Genomic DNA, 15,963 nt, shown 5'->3' on the forward strand with positions numbered 1-15,963 from the left:
CAATAAAGGGGAGGGAGAAGATCAACTTCTCCCTCCCCTTTTTATAAAGTGCATTTTCTAGGGCTGGAAAGCCAGAATGGTCTTTGAAGGGGTGTAGTGAAAAAAGATTTCTTTAAAAAAGATGATCAGCTTTCAAAACAGCATTCAATAGAACATTGCTGCCCGCCGTGACGTCTTCCGGTGTGGCGCTTTCTGCCTCGTTATGGCTGATTCCATGCAGGCATGGCACAAAGATCATGGCAGTTGGCACAACACGGGAGACATAAACGGCATCATGCCCGGCGCCGGAAACAATATCGCGCATGCTGTAGCCAAGTTCTTCCGTGCTTTCCTTAACGCTGGCAATGCAACGTGGGTCAAAATGAACAGCCGGGGAGTTCCATGTTGGTGTAACCGTGACCTGCACATCGTTTTCCAGTGCACAGGCCTGCATGCGCTGTAGGAAATCTTCTTCCATGGTCTGTAAGACAGGCTCTGACGGGTTGCGCAGGTCCACTGTAAAGCGGACCTCCCGTGGCACAACGTTGCTGCTGGCCGGGAGTGCCGTAATAATACCGATAGTGCTTAGCCCTTCAGGCGCATGGGCCTGAGCCACGGCATTGACTTGTTCAATCATGCGTGCGGCAGCCAGGAGTGCGTCCTTGCGCATGGGCATGGGGGTTGTGCCTGCATGGGCGGAGCGACCACGTACAACAACCTCGTACCAGCGCATGCCCTGCACACCCGTTACCACGCCTATGGTGCGGTCTTCGGCTTCCAGCACGGGGCCTTGCTCAATGTGCAGTTCAAAATATGCAGCGGCAGGGTGCTGGCCACAGGGTTCTGTGCCAACAAAACCACCGCGTTCGAGTTCCTGCCGTAGGGTTATGCCGGCTCCATCGGCGCGGGAGCCTGCGAATTCCTCGGTAAAGGCTCCCCCAAAAACGCCCGATGCCAGCATGGGCGGGGTAAAGCGTGCGCCTTCCTCGTTGGTCCAGTTTACAACTTCCAGCGCATGCATGGTTGTAACTCCTGCATCATGCAGGGCGCGCAAAACGGCAATGCCCCCCAGCACCCCCAGAATGCCATCAAAGCGACCACCTGTGACCTGTGTGTCCAGGTGGCTGCCCATCATAATAGGGGGGAGGTCATCACGCGTGCCGGGGCGGCGTGCAAACTGGTTGCCCATGGAGTCATACGTAACCGTGCAGCCAAGTGCCGTGCATGTCTGCTCAAACCAGGCGCGAACCTGCCTGTCTTCATCCGTCAGGGCAAGGCGGCAGACGCCACCTTTTTCTGTGCCGCCAAAGGCTGCGGTTGTGACAAGGTCATGCCACAGGGCCTGTCCGTTTACTGTCAGGTTGGCGTGCTGGCTCATATCCTGTCCATTCCCTGTTTCAAGCTGTTCGGTTTTTAGTAACCACGTGCTGTGTCGCACAGTAATGCGGGCTTTTCCCCCCGCTCCAGACTGCGCACCACGTCGGCTACGTAACGGGCCTGCACCTCCCGCGCGGCCTCAGAGGCAACATGGGGGGTTATGGTCAGGCGTGGGTGGTGCCACAGGGGATCTTCTGGTGGCAGGGGTTCTGGTGTTACCACGTCCAGTACTGCGCCACAGAGTGTTCCATCATCCAGAGCGCGGAGCAAATCGCTTTGCACCACGTGGCGCCCGCGCCCGACATTGATAAACCCGGCCCCTTTGGGCAACTGGCTGAGCAGGGCGTGGTTGATCAGCCCGTCAGTTGCAGGGGTTGCGGGTAGAAGATTGACCAGAACATCCAGCTCGGCCAGAAAATCGGGCAATGTGTCCGCCCCACTCCAGACCGTTATACCATCCAGTTCGGCCGGGGTACGTTTCCAGCCCGATACGCAAAAGCCGACCTGTGCCAGCGCCTGTGCCACATAGGCCCCAAGGTGGCCCAGCCCCATAACGCCTACTCTGGTCGTGTTGGATGTGCGGCAGCATACATTGTTGCGCCATATCCCCTGCTGCTGCTGCACGGCCCATGTCCGGGCATCCCGCAGCAGACCGATAACCGCCCACAGAACATAATCGGCCATCAACCGTGCGGTTTGCTCCCCGCCCATGCGGACAAGTGGAACCGTGCGGGGGAAGTGTTCGTGCGCCAGAAGGTGGTCAACACCCGCTCCGGTGCAGATAATACCCTTCATGCCCGCAAGGCGTTCCATATGTTCAGGTTCGGGGGTCCAGACGAGTGCGTAATCATCCCCCCCGACTTCCCACGCAGGGTCATACCATGAGCAGACATCTAGATCAGGCGCGACAGCAGCAAAGGCCTGATGCCAGCTTTCATACGCCTTCTTGCCATCTGCGCTGATAACAATCCGTGCTGGCATCTGCCCCCGCTCCTTTAGTTTGTGCCTTACGCGGTCTGCAAAGACTGACGGCGCAAGGGCATGGTCATGCAATGAATGCTGCCCCCCCCGCGGGAGAACTGGTTCAGTTCCGGATCAAGCACACTCAGCCCTTCGGCCCGCAGCATGGCATTGATACGGGTGGAATGGCGCGGGCTTACAACCCGGTCACGCCCCAGAGCCAGCACGTTGCACCCCATATCCCGCATGGCTTCACGGTAGGTTACGGGCAGAATACGGATACCCTGCTCACGGAACCACTCCAGATCTGCTTCGTCCAGCACATCGACTGCCGCAATCGCCAGATTTTCCGCCACCATGCAGAAAATAACGTCCAGATGCAGGAAATGTTCGGGAAAATGGATCATGCGGCAGGTCCAGCCCGCCTCTTCAAACCAGCTGATGAACTCGGCCGCCCCTTTGGTATCCGTGCGCCCACCACTGACCCCTACGGCCAGAAGACCGGGGCGGATGATATGAATATCCCCCCCTTCAATCCGGCCTGCGGTGCAGGTGCGCCAGATTTCGTCGGGTGCATAAAAGGTGCGGATTTCCTTTTCTTCCCCCACCCGTTCAGGGCGGGAAAGGCTGGTGACTACCGTGCCAAATGGCGTGGTCTGCGAGCTGTCGCGGGTGTAGACCTCGTAAGGCATGCCCTTGTGCGGCGTGAGAAAATGGCAGGAAACATCCGCCCCCTTGAGGGTGGAAACCAGCTCGTTGAACTGGCTGCTCAGGATGTTCCGGTCAATACTGCCACCGCCAGCCATGGTCTGAATGGCGATGTCGTTGCTCGGAATCCATTCATAATAATCTGGCGGGCATAAAAGAACATCTGTCAGCACACCGGTTTCGCTATCAATAAACCACCTGTTTGCAGCCATGTCTTGTCAATCCCCAAGGTATCTGTTTTCCCTTGCAGGCTATCCGAGCCTCGTTTCGGACCCAATATGAACAGATATGAGTTTACTTTGGTTTTTTCGCAAACATAGGCAAACAACGCGGAAAACCGTCATTCTGCTGCGTTCTGGTGCGCGTATGTTTATGCATTGCACTGGTTCTCTCTTCACATCGTATATTTTCCACGTCATAATTATTCTGGATAAAGAACGATAACGGTTTGCCAGCATAGAACAGGAGCCTTTGGCAGCACCTTCCGCCCTCTTCTTGACGCCCCATCCGACAGGAGCATTCAAACCATGACGGGAAGCAGCCATAAAACACCCCGCCCCAGAAAGAGGCCACGCGGTTTTCAGGGGCATGTTTCCGAAATTGATCTGCGGCTGCTGCGTGTCTTTCACACTGTGGCGGAACAGGGGGGCTTCAGTGCGGCCGAAATTACGCTGGGCAAAAGCAAATCGTCTATCAGTCTGGATATTTCCGCGCTGGAAACCCGTCTGGGCCTGACCATCTGCCTGCGCGGCCGCAGTGGCTTTGCCCTTACGGATGAAGGGCGCGAGGTGCTGGAGGCAACCCGCAAACTCTTTGTCAGTCTGGAGAACTTCCGCCAGCAGATCAACCAGACCAGTGGCATGCTCAGCGGCACTTTTAACCTGTATGTTCCCGATAACATACAGACCCATGGTGAGACACCGCTGGTCAAAGCCATTCACACCTTTACGCAAAGCCACCCTGGTGTGTTCATGAACCTGCATTCCGCCTCCACCAAGGAGGTAGAAGTTGCGGTCATGACCGGGCAGGCCACGGCTGGCATTGCTCTGTATGCACAGGGGCAGGCCCCGCTGGGTTGCCGCCCGCTTGTGGCGGAGGCGTCTTTTCTGTTCTGTGGCTCCCGCCATCCTCTTTTCCATATGCCTGAAGAAGACATCACCCTTGATGTGCTGACCAGCCACAGCATGGTCAGCGTGGCAGATGCCGCCACATCCGACAGGTGGGAGGAGATACGCCCGCTGTTTACCTATCGTGCCAAGGCCGACAAGGTGGATGCGCGCGCCCTGCTCATTCTTTCTGGCAGTTATATGGGCTTTCTGCCCGAAGTGTTTGCCGCTCCTCTTGTTGCACAGGGTTTGCTGCGCCGGATTGTTTTTAACGATCTGCGGCTGATCACCTGCTGTCATTTTCTGGCACGTACGTCCCCCGAAACCAGCCTGATGGTCGAGACGTTCCGTACCCTTCTGGAAGCTTCCTATTGATGACCAGCGTTTTATCTTACCTGCGGCTCCCCCGCAGGCTTCGTCCGGTTGCGGCCCTTGCGGTTGCGCTTACCGCAGCAGTGCTGCCCGGCGTAGCCCGGGCGGAGCAGGTTCCCTCGTTCGTGCAGGACGGCACATTAACCGTTTGTACCAACCCCACGCTGCCCCCCATGACCTTTGTAAAAGGACAGGATGTTACACACCCGGAAGGGTTTGACATAGACGTAGCGCAGGCACTGGCCACGCGCTGGCATGCCCGCCTGTCTGTGATCACCATGGATTTTACGGGGCTGTTCCCCAGCCTTTCCGCCCAACGCTGCGGTCTGGTCATGAGCGGTATTATCCGCACCCCCGCGCGGGAAAAAAGCTTTGATGCCGTTTCCTATCAGGATACGGCGCTGGTTGTTGTCGGACGCAAAGGCACTCCTTCCCTGAGCAGTATGGATGAACTGTCGGGCAAGGATGTTGCGGTGGAATCCGGCACCAGCTACGTAACCCGGCTGGGGGTTGTAAACGATGCCCTGATTGCTGCGGGCAAGCCCCCCATGATCATCCAGCAATACCCAACCGAAGAGCAGGTGGTGCAGCAGGTGCTGATCGGGCGTGTTTTTGCCTTCGTCAGTCAGGATGTCGAGCTTTTTTACCGTATGCGCCAGCTGGGGGACAAACTGCATGTGCTGATTACCCCCAATATTCCGGATTACCGCCATTTTGCCATTTATATCCGCCAGAATCCTGAGGACCGGACACTGTTGCAGAATGCCATATCGGCGCTGGATAGCGATGGTACGCTGCAAACATTCCGCACCAAATGGTCTGTTACCGACCAGTCCACAAAAGGCGATGCAACGCAGGCCGGGGCAGGCGGAATGTTTGACTGGGGCGCATTCTTTTCCGCTCTTACGTCCATGGCATTTTTGCACGGTGCACTGATTACCCTGAGTGTTGCGCTGATTTCGCACTTTATTGCCATCACAATTTCCGTGCCGATCGCCATTGTTTTGAATAGCCCGCAAAAATCGCTGCTAAAGGTGGCGCTGGAGGGTTATGTGTCGCTGTTCCGGGCTGCGCCTACACTGCTCCAGCTTCTGTTTATCTGGAATGCGGTTCCGCAGTTTTTCCCTATTTTTCGGGAACAGTGGTTTACGCCTTTTCTGGCCACCATTCTGGCTCTGTCCATTAATGAATCGGCTTATCAGGTCGAAATCAATCGTGCCGCATTGAGCGCGGTTGATCCGGGGCAGGAGCTTGGCGCAAGTGCTCTGGGCCTGAGCCGGCGCGATATTTACTGGCGCGTTATTTTTCCGCAGGCTTTTCGTATTGCCCTGCCGCCAACCATTAACGAATTTATCAATCTGTTAAAAATCACGTCTCTGGCGTCTGTTATCTCGTTGCAGGAGTTGCTGGCGGTCACCCAGATACAGGTGGCACGGACATTCGCCTTTACCGAGTATTATGCCGCAGCACTGATTTACTACCTTGTCATGGTGTTCTTTTTCCTTTTCCTTCAGAAACGGGTGGAACGACGTTTTTCCTGGTCTGACCGCAAAAAGGTTGTTTCCAATGCAGCATGAAACCACAACCACTCCCATGATCTCCGTCCGGGGAATGAGCAAACTGTTCGGCAAGTTTGTTGCTCTGGACCGTGTGGATTTTGATATAAGCCGTGGTGAAAAAATTGTGGTTCTGGGGCCATCCGGGTCCGGAAAATCAACCCTTATCCGCACGCTCAACCAGATTGAACCGCATGACAGCGGTATGCTTACCATTGATGGCAAGCTGATCAATGAAAAAACGGACCCCATACAGCTCCGTTGCATGGTTGGGATGGTGTTCCAGAACTACAATCTGTTTCCGCATCTGAGCGTGCTGGAAAACTGCATTCTTGCCCCCATGCGGGTCAGGCGCATGACCCGTATGGAGGCTACCGCCCTTGCCCGCCGTTATCTGGAACAGGTGGGGATTCCCGATCAGGCAGATAAATACCCCATTCAGTTGTCTGGTGGGCAGCAGCAGCGTGTAGCCATTGCCCGTGCCCTGTGCATGCAGCCAGAAGTGATGCTGTTTGATGAACCAACCGCAGCGCTGGACCCCGAGGCCATTGTGGGGGTGGTTGGTATTATGGATGAACTGGCAGAGCAGGGTATTACAACCGTTTGCGTAACCCACGAGATGGCGTTTAGCCGCCGGATTGCTGACCGTATTATTTTTATGGATCAGGGGAAAATTGTAGAAATTACGCCCCCGGAAACTTTTTTTACCTCGCCCAAGTCGGAGCGGGCACAGAATTTTCTTAACCAGATGCTCCGTTATTGAGACGCTACAGGGCCGCATGCCAACAAGCAAAAGTATGATTTAGTCATTTTCAAACGAATGTGCCGGAGATTTCGTTATCAAATGGAAATGAAAAGACCGGTTGCCTTAGAAGCCCAGGGCCGGTTCCAACTGGAATAAAATCAGGAATACGGGCATGAAATCCTTGTTTTTACGTCGGTCCTTCCGCCTTCTGGCTTCGGTTCCAGCGTATGTTACCCTGCCAGCTCTGCCCTGCCTGCTTTTGGCATCCACCTCCCCACTGGCAACGGCTGCACCCTCTGCTGCAAGCCCGCCGTCTGCAGATGCAAGCCACAGTGCCCCAGGCCATAAGCATGCGGGTACTGCGCCGCGCCGCAAAAGCTCAGCCCCTCGGCAAGGGGGCTCCGAGCAGGTTGAAGTCACGCAGACCCATGCCCATCGCTATCTGTCCGAGCCAACCACGGTCAACGTGATCAGCGGGCAGGAACTCCGCTCGCTCCATCTGGAGAACCCCAAGGACATTGCCTCCTTTACCCCCGGTGTGACGGCAACCAACGCTGTCTCTGGTTCGGCTCCCATTTTCTCCATTCGTGGTGTTGGGCTGGATGACTATGTTGGCACCAACATGGGTGGCATTGGTATTTACCTTGATGGTGTTTTGGCTCCGTTCCCCGTGTTCTACACCGGCCAGATGCTGGATGTGGAAAGTGTTGCAACGGAAAAAGGCCCGCAGGGTTTTGACATGGGGCGCAGCACTACCGGTGGTAGCATTAACGTACAGTCCGTAAAACCATCCGATAAGTTTGGGGGGTATGCGGAGTGGGGTTATGGTAGCTACAATACCAGCCGTGGCCGCTTTGCCATTAACACCCCCATTACAAGCAAGATTTCCAACCGCCTGGCCTTTAACTACGTCAAGGGCGATGGCTGGCAGAAAGACGTTGCAACGGGTGCGCGTTATGGCTCGCAGGATCTGCTGGCAATGCGTAACCTGACCAAGTTTACGGTGGATGATACCTCATCCTTCCTGCTGAATATCCACTATACGCGTGATAAGGGGCGGTCCACATCCCCACAGGACATGGATACGGTTGCCAATGGTGGTGTGGGTGCAAACCCCAACCCGCATGCTGTTAATGTTGGCAATACCCCGCCCCAACGCAACGAAAATGGCGGTGGTGTTTCGCTCAACTTTACCAAAATTTTTGATTTTGGTACGTTCTCCTCCACAACGGGGATTGATTTTTACCGCCGGAATGATCTGGATAACTACGATGGTCTTGGCACCGTTGCTGGCGGGGTGCGCTCCGACGGTACGGGCGTGGTAGGCGGCGTTGGCACCAAATATGCCGATTACCGCTGGAACGATACGGCTATTGCCCAGTCGCATGACATGCACCTGCGCATGAATCTGGCCAAAATCTTCCATCTGACGGTTGGTGTTTACGAATCTTATGACAAGATTGATGGCAGCTACACCAGCTACCGCATGGATGACCCCGGTAGCATGGTCAACCTGACCAACCATTTCTCGCAGCAGAACCTGTCCACCGGTGTTTATGTCAACACGGTCACCAATATTACGAAAAAGCTGGACTTTATCGCGTCTGGTCGTTTTTCCTATGATGAACGTGGCTTTAATGGTGGTTCGGTGTACTCGGCGGTCGGGAACGGAAGCCCGCGCCTTGCTGCTCCGTACAATGCAACGCTTAATGGTGCGATCAACCATCTTAACCAGCAGCACGATTACGAGCGCTTTACCGGGCGTGTTGGTCTGCGTTACCAGATTGTGCCGGGCACTTATGCTTATGGCACCATTTCCAACGGTTATAAGGCAGGCAGTTATTTTGCAGCCCCTGTGCTGGCGCCCGCAGCACTGGATTATGTCCGTCCGGAAAATCTGATTGCTTATGAAGTCGGGATCAAATCCTCCCTTCTGCATAACAAGGTTATTCTGGAAGGCTCCCTGTTTGACTACGAATATCACAATCGTCAGACACTCTTCTTTGGTACGTTCCACCCTTATGCAAATTCAAACATTTCCAGCAACTCGCTGACGCTGGGCACTATTCCGCGTGCACGCACACGGGGTGGCGAAGTTTCCACCACCTTGCATAACGTTATTCCTAACCTTGATCTGAGTGGTTCCTTTGCCTACCTAGATGCACAGATCAAAAGCCCGGTTGACTCGCTGCCCGGCCTGACACTGGACCCAAAGATCGCGCATAACTCCCAGCTTCCGTTTGCGCCGCGGTTCTCATGGAGTGCTGTTGCACGTTACAACATCAACTTTGACCGCTACCGCACCACATTGCAGGCCAGCTACACATGGAAAGACAACATGTGGGCCGCATTGGGGGATAGTAACGCCCAGACCAGCAAGATCAGCTCGCTTGGCCTGCGGATGGAAGTTGGCCCCAAAACCGGCAAATGGACTGCTGCCGTTTATGTTGACAATCTGCAGGACAATCATGGCTCCACCTACTCCTTTACCGGGAGTGACGGGAACCGCGCCCAGTATATCCAGACACCCCGCTGGGTTGGCTGCGACTTGCACTACAACTTCTGATACCTGAATAAAAACCGGGAAAGCGATGATGAAATTTGAACTTTTCCGAACATTGTGGGGAGATAACCGCCGGTGGGACATCCCACTGGCGGAAGCCCGTGTCGCGGGGTTTACCGGGCTGGAGGCGCGTATTCCTCCAACCCATGCTGCCGCACAGGAATGCAGCACTATTTTGCGAGAAGAAGGGGCACCGTATATCGCCATAGCCATGACAGGTGGCGGCGTTATTCCCAACCAGAGTGCCTCTGTTCAAAATCATCTGGACGACCTGCGGTGTGCTGTGGACCGCGCATTGCCCATGAACCCTCGGTTTGTCACCATTCTGGGGGGCAACGACCGCTGGCCCGCAAGCCAGCAGGCAGAGTTTATTGCGCAGGCGCAGGAAATTTGCCGTGCAGCCAATGTGCTCTGCTGTTTTGAAACACACCGCTCCCGTATTCTGGCAACACCGTGGGTAACGCTGGATGTGCTTGCACAGGTGCCGGATATGCTGTTTACGGCGGACATAAGCCACTGGGTTGTGTGCTGTGAACGCCTGCTGAATGACCCGGCAGATGACCTGTCCGCTTTTGTCGAGCGTGTGCATCACATTCAGGCACGTGTGGGGTATGATCAGGGGCCACAGGCCCCCCATCCCGGCGCGCCGGAATATGCACCCGCCTTACGGTTCCACCAGAGTATCTGGCAGCAGATCTGGCAGAGTCAGCTTGCGCGGGGCTACACCACAACCACCATGACCCCCGAATGTGGGCCGGATGGTTATCTGCACACCTTGCCGTTTACCAACATGCCGGTTGCGGACCTGTGGTCCCTTAACATCTGGACTGGCCAGACAGAACGCCAGCATTTTCAACAGGCCATGTCAGCGCGTGGCAGTAAAAAGGAACTGGGTTGATGTCCGTTTCCACCACCACCGAAACTTTCACCCGTATTCCCGTTATTGATATCAGTGGTCTGTACAGTCCTGATATTGCGCAACGTCAGGCCGTAGCGGACAAGCTGGGTGATGCTGCGCGTAATGTCGGTTTTCTCTTTATTTCCGGGCATAATGTGCCAGAGGATCTGATCGAGGGTGTGCGCAAGGTTGCGCGTGATTTTTTTGCCCAGCCTTTTGAAAAGAAGATGGAATATTACATAGGCACCTCTGCCACCCACAAAGGTTTTGTGCCTGAAGGGGAGGAGGTGTATTCCGCTGGCCGCCCCGATCATAAGGAAGCGTTTGATATTGGCTACGAAGTTCCGGCCAATCACCCGCTGGTACAAGCCGGAACCCCGTTGCTTGGCCCTAACAACTGGCCGGACCTCCCCGGTTTTCAGGCCGCGGCGGAAGCTTATTACCGTGCGGTGTTTGATCTGGGCCGCAAGCTCTTCAGCGGTTTTGCTCTCGCTCTGGGGTTGGAGGAAAACTACTTTGATTCCGTAGCCAATTTTCCGCCCTCCAAGCTGCGCATGATCCATTACCCGCATGACGCACAGGCGCAGGATGCGCCCGGCATTGGTGCTCATACGGATTACGAATGCTTTACAATTCTTCTGGCAGACAAGCCGGGGCTGGAAGTGATGAACGGGCACGGAGACTGGATTGACGCGCCCCCCATCCCCGGAGCGTTTGTGGTCAATATTGGTGACATGCTTGAAGTCATGACCGCAGGCGAGTTTGTGGCAACAGCACACAGGGTGCGCAAGGTTGCCGAAGAGCGCTATTCCTTCCCGCTCTTTTACGCCTGCGACTACCATACCCAGATCCGCCCGTTACCGGCTTTTGCCAAGGATGATGCGGCTTCCTACGAAACCATCACTATTGGCGAGCACATGTGGGCGCAGGCCTTGCAGACATACCAGTATCTGGTGCGCAAGGTTGAAAAAGGGGATCTCAAGCTCCCCGAAGGGGCACGCAAAACAGCAACTTTTGGACATTTCAAGCGCGTTGCCTCAGCCTGAAACCACCTTTTTTGAATTTAAGGACACCACAACAATGACAACACAGCAGACAGAACAGGAACTGCGCGAAGACCTGGCAGCCGCATACCGGCTTATCGCGCATTTTGACATGACGGATATGGTTTATACGCACCTTTCCGTCCGCCTGCCCGGTGATGGGCACCGTTATCTGGTTAACCCGTATGGGCTTCTGTTTGAAGAAATTACAGCCAGCAGTCTGGTTGTGGTGGACGCAGATGGTGTTCCGCAGCAAAAAACAAGCTGGAACATCAATCCTGCCGGGTTTGTCATTCATTCCGCTGTCCATGCCAATCGGCCGGATGCTGCATGCGTCATGCATACGCATACCCTTGCCGGTATGGTTATTGCGGCACAGGATCAGGGGATTCTTCCACTTAACCAGATCAATATCGAGTTTTATGGTGCAGTTGCCTTCCATGCTTACGAAGGTATTGCAGCGGATGACAACCTGAGCGAGCGTGAACGTCTGGTGCGTGACCTTGGCACACGCAATGCCATTATTTTGCAAAACCACGGCCTGCTGACTGTAGGTAGCACCGTGGCACAGGCATTTTATCGCATGTACTACATGGAACAGGCCTGCAAGATCCAGATTGCAGCGCAGTCCACCGGGGTACCGCTACACATTCCGTCAGAAGAAAAAATGCTTCGTGCCAAAAACCAGTTTGATACGGACCCCGATCAGGGGCAGATGATCTGGAAAGCCCTGCGCCGCAAGCTTGACCGCGAACAGCCTGACTACAAAAACTGAGCATCTGACCCTGCCAGGGGGAGCTTTTGAGCCTCTCCTTGGTAGGGTGCCTGCCCGCCTGCGCCAGATGCGGTACAACAGATGTGTTGCATCCTTGCCAGCAGGAGTTTTGCCGGGTGTAAAGCCTGCTCAGTCAGATAAATCACCCATTTTGCAAGTTCATGGTCGGTCGTTTTGCGCGCAGGGGTAGCGCATGCACGGCAAACTCCCGTATGCTAGGTCTTCTATTCGCCAGTTGATCACACAATTAGGATACGCAGCTTGAAACGCAGAGACCTGTTTGCGGCCTCTCTGGCAGCCGGAATAATGGGGAGCACCCGACGGGGCTGGGCCGCCACCCCAGATGCAGCAGCCGCTCTTGGGCGTACGGCCCTGCACGGAACCATCCCGCGTATTGTGCCTATTCGTGCTCATGCGGACCAGATCATGGATATAAAGGTCTGTCTGCGTCCGTTCCGCCCTGCTGGCCCACGCATGGATGTGGAGCATGTGGCGGGCAAAACCGTGGTGCATAATTACGGCCATGGTGGTAGCGGCTGGTCGCTCTCATGGGGGGCGGCTTACATGGCCGTTGGGCATGCCGCGGCTACGCTGGAACGCAGGGTGGCGGTTATAGGCTGTGGCATTATCGGCCTGACTTCGGCCCTGACCGCGCAGCGTGCTGGGCTGGATGTCACCATCTACACCCGCGACCTGCTCCCCCATACCCGTTCCGTGCGGGCGAATGGGAGCTGGACACCAGATTCGCGCATAGCCCTAACCCAGCAGGCTGGCTCCGAATTTGCCAGAACGTGGGAAAAAATGGCCCGTTACTCCTGGCAGACCTATCGGGATTATCTGGGCATGCCGGGCAATCCAATCGATTTTCGGGATAACTATACCCTGTCCGACACAGCACCGGATGCGGCAGACCATGGGCCTGCCCCAGCAGATGCGGCCAAAGGCAGCTTTGCCACCACAGGTATGCCGCAGAACAGTGCGGAGTTTGCCGAATATGCCAGCCTGATAAGCGATATTATTCCCGCACCCGAACTGCTGGCCGGGGCCGATAACCCGTTTCCCGTAGCTTATGCACGGCGCACGCCGCTCATGATCTATAATTTTGGTTCTTACGGCCACCTTCTGCTCGAAGAGTTCCATCAGGCAGGTGGGCGTATAGTTATCCGCGAATTCCATAGTCCTTCTGATCTGGCGGACCTGCCCGAGCGTGTGGTGATCAATTGCCCCGGCTATGCTGCGCGGGACTGGTGGAATGATAAATCCCTCATTCCTGTCCGTGGGCAGACAAGCTGGCTCCCGCCTCAGCCCGACGCATCTTATGCGCTGGAATACAAAGGTGCGGCCATGATCTCCAAATCCGATGGCGTGATGATTCAGGGGTATGACATGTCCGGACTGGGTGAGATGGACGGTGTGGGGAACAGTTTTGAACACCCTGACCGCGCCGAGGCAGAAAAGGCCATTGCTATTATTGGCGATCTTTTTACCCGTTTTCAGCCTCGTGCCGGATAAGAGCACTATCATGATCCGCTTCTTTACCCTGCCTACTGCTCGTTTTGCTTCTGTGCTGTCGGTCTTTTTGCTCCATACTGCTCCGGCTTGGGCTGACACGCACTATACCGCTCATGCTGCTAGCCAGAGCGGTAATGGGCATGCTGTCTCGTTTTCGGCTGAGCAGGTGGCACATGGCGCGCAGATTTATGCTGGAGCCTGCGCCATGTGCCATGGTGCCGACCTTGAAGGTGGGCATGACGTACCGGACCTGAGCACGTATTTTACGGCACGTTGGGCGAACACCCCGATTGACCAATTAGCCGGATATATATCCCGTGCCATGCCGCTCATGGCTCCGGGCACTCTGCCGCCACAGGATACGGCAGCTCTGGTTGCGTTTCTTCTGCACCAGAACGGAGTGGTCTCCGCAACGGATGCGCCTTTGCCGATGGAAGAGGCCCGACTGGCCAAACTTCGCTTTCCTGCACCTTCTGCCAGTTCTGCTGCAGCTACCAAGCCGTAACAGGGGAGTCGCGCCGTAATATTCAGCTGCGGCGCATCCTCTATCGGGTAGATACAGATAGGTTAGCCCAAACATTGGCGGGTAGCTGCTACGGCACCATGCCTGAAGCTTCCTCTTGATGCTCTAAATCCCAGGATGGCTTTATTCAGAAATAATGACGCATAAACAAAATAATGCTTTTCTTCCCATCGTTTGGGTGTTTTTCTGTAGTAACAAAAATATTATTCAATAAAATATTAGCATGCTTATTTGTGGTCATTATATTGACACGAAAATATAATTTATGCAAAAAGCCTTCCTTTTTTAGTCTGAAGGTAGGAGTAAAACGCGATGTGACGGCGCTCTATGTTCTGTTGCGTCTGGTTTCATGCAGTATAACGCAATGGATTTCATAAATATTTTTTTAATAATGGATACAGACAGATGCCACCCGACGAAGAAAAAACAACGCTTCAGAAACTGTTCATAACAATATTGTTTTTCTCTCTGTCGGTGTTCAGTGCTTTTTCACTTTTCATTATGATTCATCCCCGTGTCAGTCAAAATTACAGGAATTACTATATTAATAAAAATATCAGTGCATGGGAGTATCTTGAGGCTGAGATATACGGGGGACTTGATATTCAAGAGCGGGTCAAACCAATTTGCGTGAAATCTGCAAGAGATACGACATGTTAACGATGAAAAAAATAATCAACAAAAAATATATATCTCTCTATATATTATCAACGGCCCTGTTTTTTATGCTGACTCCCTTGTTCGGGGGAGTGGTGCCAGCCACATGTCATTGGGACTGCCATTGGTATTCTTATATAGCTAATCATGGATACGGAAAATATTCGCATCTCTATCAGACGATGATAGGAATGGGGGATTGGTGTTTTTTTCCTCTTTATATCCTGATGATAAAGGGATTTTCGTATCTTTCTACACTCAGCGTGCAGGCTTCCGGCCTGATCATTAACAACATAATATTGTTTTTCATTCCGTATTTTTTGATAAAATACAATGAAATCAGGAAGTGCAATTTAGATAATACGGTTATTATTTTTCTTTCGTTTTTCTCAATATTTTGCTTGTGGGATAGAATCCAGTACACAGAATGTGTTTATGGCATTCTGCTGCTGATCAGCCTGTATAATTTTTATAAGAAGAATATGCCTGCGCTCATGGCCTCAATATTTCTTCTTTCTTTTTGTCGGCCGACCGGGTTTGTGGTGGGTTTGATCTTGTCATTTTTCTTGATGAAAGAGGCAGGTTTTAAAAATATAATCGCAAAAAAATATGATTTTATGAGTTATGCACTGGTTGCTCTGGTGGGGTTCAGCGCAATCGGGTTGTATAGCTTGTATCTGTATCATCTCATGGGGGATGGTCTGGCATTTTCGCATGCCCAGATTGCGTGGGAACGAAAATTTCGTATTCCTGTGGTGGTTGCTTGGAACTATTTAAAACATCTGCATGGAATACATCTTTTTGTAAGCTTCCTTATAGACATCGTTATTATATGGTATGCGTACAAGAGAAAGTATTGTGTTGAAGCAACGATATTGCTGTTCACGTTCCTGATCTCATCATCCACATCGCTTATGTCCATACATCGGTATATCTGGGGATGCCCATTAACGATTATTGTAGTTGCAGATTTTGTGAAGCAACAAAAATTCAGGCATAGCCTTGTTTATGGGGCTTGCGTTGTATCTTTTGTGTCGTCCTCCATCATATGGTTCATGGGGCTGAAGTATTTATTCTAAATGTGATGCAAGGCAAAATCTGTGCCCTGATCGTATGGGTAAAGGCGTTTTCATGTTCCGCCCATTTGGGGTGAGGCTGGCAGAAAACGCCTTTCGGCTGGCATGGCTGC

Annotated in this window: 13 protein-coding genes; 10 read left to right on the plus strand and 3 right to left on the minus strand. The window is 53.6% G+C overall.

Annotated elements, in window-relative coordinates; genetic code table 11:
• Window positions 1-112: 112 nt before the first annotated feature.
• Genes HK20_RS00440 through HK20_RS00450 form a run of 3 tightly spaced genes read right to left on the minus strand, consistent with a single transcriptional unit; the run spans window position 113 to window position 3,236 of the window.
• Window positions 113-1,357 (minus strand): M20 family metallo-hydrolase, encoded by a 1,245-nt coding sequence (locus HK20_RS00440; RefSeq protein ID WP_086645135.1) that lies wholly within the window; start codon window positions 1,355-1,357, stop codon window positions 113-115.
• Between the two features lie 35 nt (window positions 1,358-1,392).
• Window positions 1,393-2,337, minus strand: coding sequence for a glyoxylate/hydroxypyruvate reductase A (locus HK20_RS00445; RefSeq protein WP_086645136.1), 945 nt, complete (start codon window positions 2,335-2,337; stop codon window positions 1,393-1,395).
• 26 nt (window positions 2,338-2,363) lie between these two features.
• The gene (locus tag HK20_RS00450) at window positions 2,364-3,236 is read right to left on the minus strand and encodes a dimethylarginine dimethylaminohydrolase family protein (RefSeq protein ID WP_086645137.1); all 873 of its coding nucleotides are present in this window, start codon (window positions 3,234-3,236) and stop codon (window positions 2,364-2,366) included.
• A gap of 315 nt (window positions 3,237-3,551) precedes the next feature.
• On the opposite strand from HK20_RS00450, the gene HK20_RS00455 reads away from it, so the two are divergent.
• The 10 genes from HK20_RS00455 to HK20_RS00505 all read left to right on the plus strand — a co-directional run bounded on the left by HK20_RS00455 (window position 3,552) and on the right by HK20_RS00505 (window position 15,853).
• On the plus strand, window positions 3,552-4,505 hold the full coding sequence (locus tag HK20_RS00455) for a LysR family transcriptional regulator (protein WP_086645138.1): 954 nt from the start codon (window positions 3,552-3,554) through the stop codon (window positions 4,503-4,505).
• On the plus strand, window positions 4,505-6,079 hold the full coding sequence (locus tag HK20_RS00460; RefSeq protein ID WP_086645139.1) for an ABC transporter substrate-binding protein/permease: 1,575 nt from the start codon (window positions 4,505-4,507) through the stop codon (window positions 6,077-6,079). Before HK20_RS00455 ends, HK20_RS00460 begins: the two co-directional genes overlap by 1 nt.
• 16 nt (window positions 6,080-6,095) lie before the next feature.
• Complete coding sequence (locus tag HK20_RS00465; RefSeq protein WP_086645164.1) at window positions 6,096-6,821, plus strand: amino acid ABC transporter ATP-binding protein; 726 nt, start codon at window positions 6,096-6,098, stop codon at window positions 6,819-6,821.
• A 154-nt stretch (window positions 6,822-6,975) separates the two neighbouring features.
• Window positions 6,976-9,369 (plus strand): TonB-dependent receptor, encoded by a 2,394-nt coding sequence (locus HK20_RS00470; RefSeq protein WP_086645140.1) that lies wholly within the window; start codon window positions 6,976-6,978, stop codon window positions 9,367-9,369.
• A 25-nt stretch (window positions 9,370-9,394) separates the two neighbouring features.
• Window positions 9,395-10,264: a sugar phosphate isomerase/epimerase gene (locus tag HK20_RS00475; protein WP_233129016.1), complete on the plus strand. Its 870-nt coding sequence runs from the start codon at window positions 9,395-9,397 to the stop codon at window positions 10,262-10,264.
• On the plus strand, window positions 10,264-11,310 hold the full coding sequence (locus tag HK20_RS00480) for an isopenicillin N synthase family oxygenase (protein ID WP_086645141.1): 1,047 nt from the start codon (window positions 10,264-10,266) through the stop codon (window positions 11,308-11,310). The genes HK20_RS00475 and HK20_RS00480 overlap by 1 nt, the downstream gene beginning before the upstream one ends.
• A 34-nt stretch (window positions 11,311-11,344) precedes the next feature.
• On the plus strand, window positions 11,345-12,082 hold the full coding sequence (locus HK20_RS00485) for a class II aldolase/adducin family protein (RefSeq protein ID WP_086645166.1): 738 nt from the start codon (window positions 11,345-11,347) through the stop codon (window positions 12,080-12,082).
• 261 nt (window positions 12,083-12,343) lie between these two features.
• On the plus strand, window positions 12,344-13,594 hold the full coding sequence (locus HK20_RS00490; protein ID WP_086645142.1) for an FAD-dependent oxidoreductase: 1,251 nt from the start codon (window positions 12,344-12,346) through the stop codon (window positions 13,592-13,594).
• Between the two features lie 10 nt (window positions 13,595-13,604).
• Window positions 13,605-14,099, plus strand: coding sequence for a cytochrome c (locus HK20_RS00495; RefSeq protein ID WP_086645143.1), 495 nt, complete (start codon window positions 13,605-13,607; stop codon window positions 14,097-14,099).
• 671 nt (window positions 14,100-14,770) lie between these two features.
• A complete protein-coding gene (locus HK20_RS00505; protein ID WP_143296434.1) occupies window positions 14,771-15,853 on the plus strand; it encodes a hypothetical protein in 1,083 nt (360 codons plus the stop codon).
• Window positions 15,854-15,963 lie beyond the last annotated feature (110 nt).

It is taken from the genome of Acetobacter sp. DsW_54 (genome assembly GCF_002153575.1).
In the GTDB taxonomy this organism is placed as follows: Bacteria; Pseudomonadota; Alphaproteobacteria; order Acetobacterales; family Acetobacteraceae; genus Acetobacter; species Acetobacter fabarum.

Coding starts and splice junctions, on each gene's coding strand:
- HK20_RS00465 (WP_086645164.1), top strand. CDS start 6,096: ATGATCTCCGTCCGGGGAATGAGCAAACTGTTCGGCAAGTTTGTTGCT.
- HK20_RS00440 (WP_086645135.1), bottom strand. CDS start 1,357: ATGAGCCAGCACGCCAACCTGACAGTAAACGGACAGGCCCTGTGGCAT.
- HK20_RS00480 (WP_086645141.1), top strand. CDS start 10,264: ATGTCCGTTTCCACCACCACCGAAACTTTCACCCGTATTCCCGTTATT.
- HK20_RS00485 (WP_086645166.1), top strand. CDS start 11,345: ATGACAACACAGCAGACAGAACAGGAACTGCGCGAAGACCTGGCAGCC.
- HK20_RS00470 (WP_086645140.1), top strand. CDS start 6,976: ATGAAATCCTTGTTTTTACGTCGGTCCTTCCGCCTTCTGGCTTCGGTT.
- HK20_RS00460 (WP_086645139.1), top strand. CDS start 4,505: ATGACCAGCGTTTTATCTTACCTGCGGCTCCCCCGCAGGCTTCGTCCG.
- HK20_RS00445 (WP_086645136.1), bottom strand. CDS start 2,337: ATGCCAGCACGGATTGTTATCAGCGCAGATGGCAAGAAGGCGTATGAA.
- HK20_RS00450 (WP_086645137.1), bottom strand. CDS start 3,236: ATGGCTGCAAACAGGTGGTTTATTGATAGCGAAACCGGTGTGCTGACA.
- HK20_RS00505 (WP_143296434.1), top strand. CDS start 14,771: ATGTTAACGATGAAAAAAATAATCAACAAAAAATATATATCTCTCTAT.
- HK20_RS00455 (WP_086645138.1), top strand. CDS start 3,552: ATGACGGGAAGCAGCCATAAAACACCCCGCCCCAGAAAGAGGCCACGC.
- HK20_RS00495 (WP_086645143.1), top strand. CDS start 13,605: ATGATCCGCTTCTTTACCCTGCCTACTGCTCGTTTTGCTTCTGTGCTG.
- HK20_RS00475 (WP_233129016.1), top strand. CDS start 9,395: ATGATGAAATTTGAACTTTTCCGAACATTGTGGGGAGATAACCGCCGG.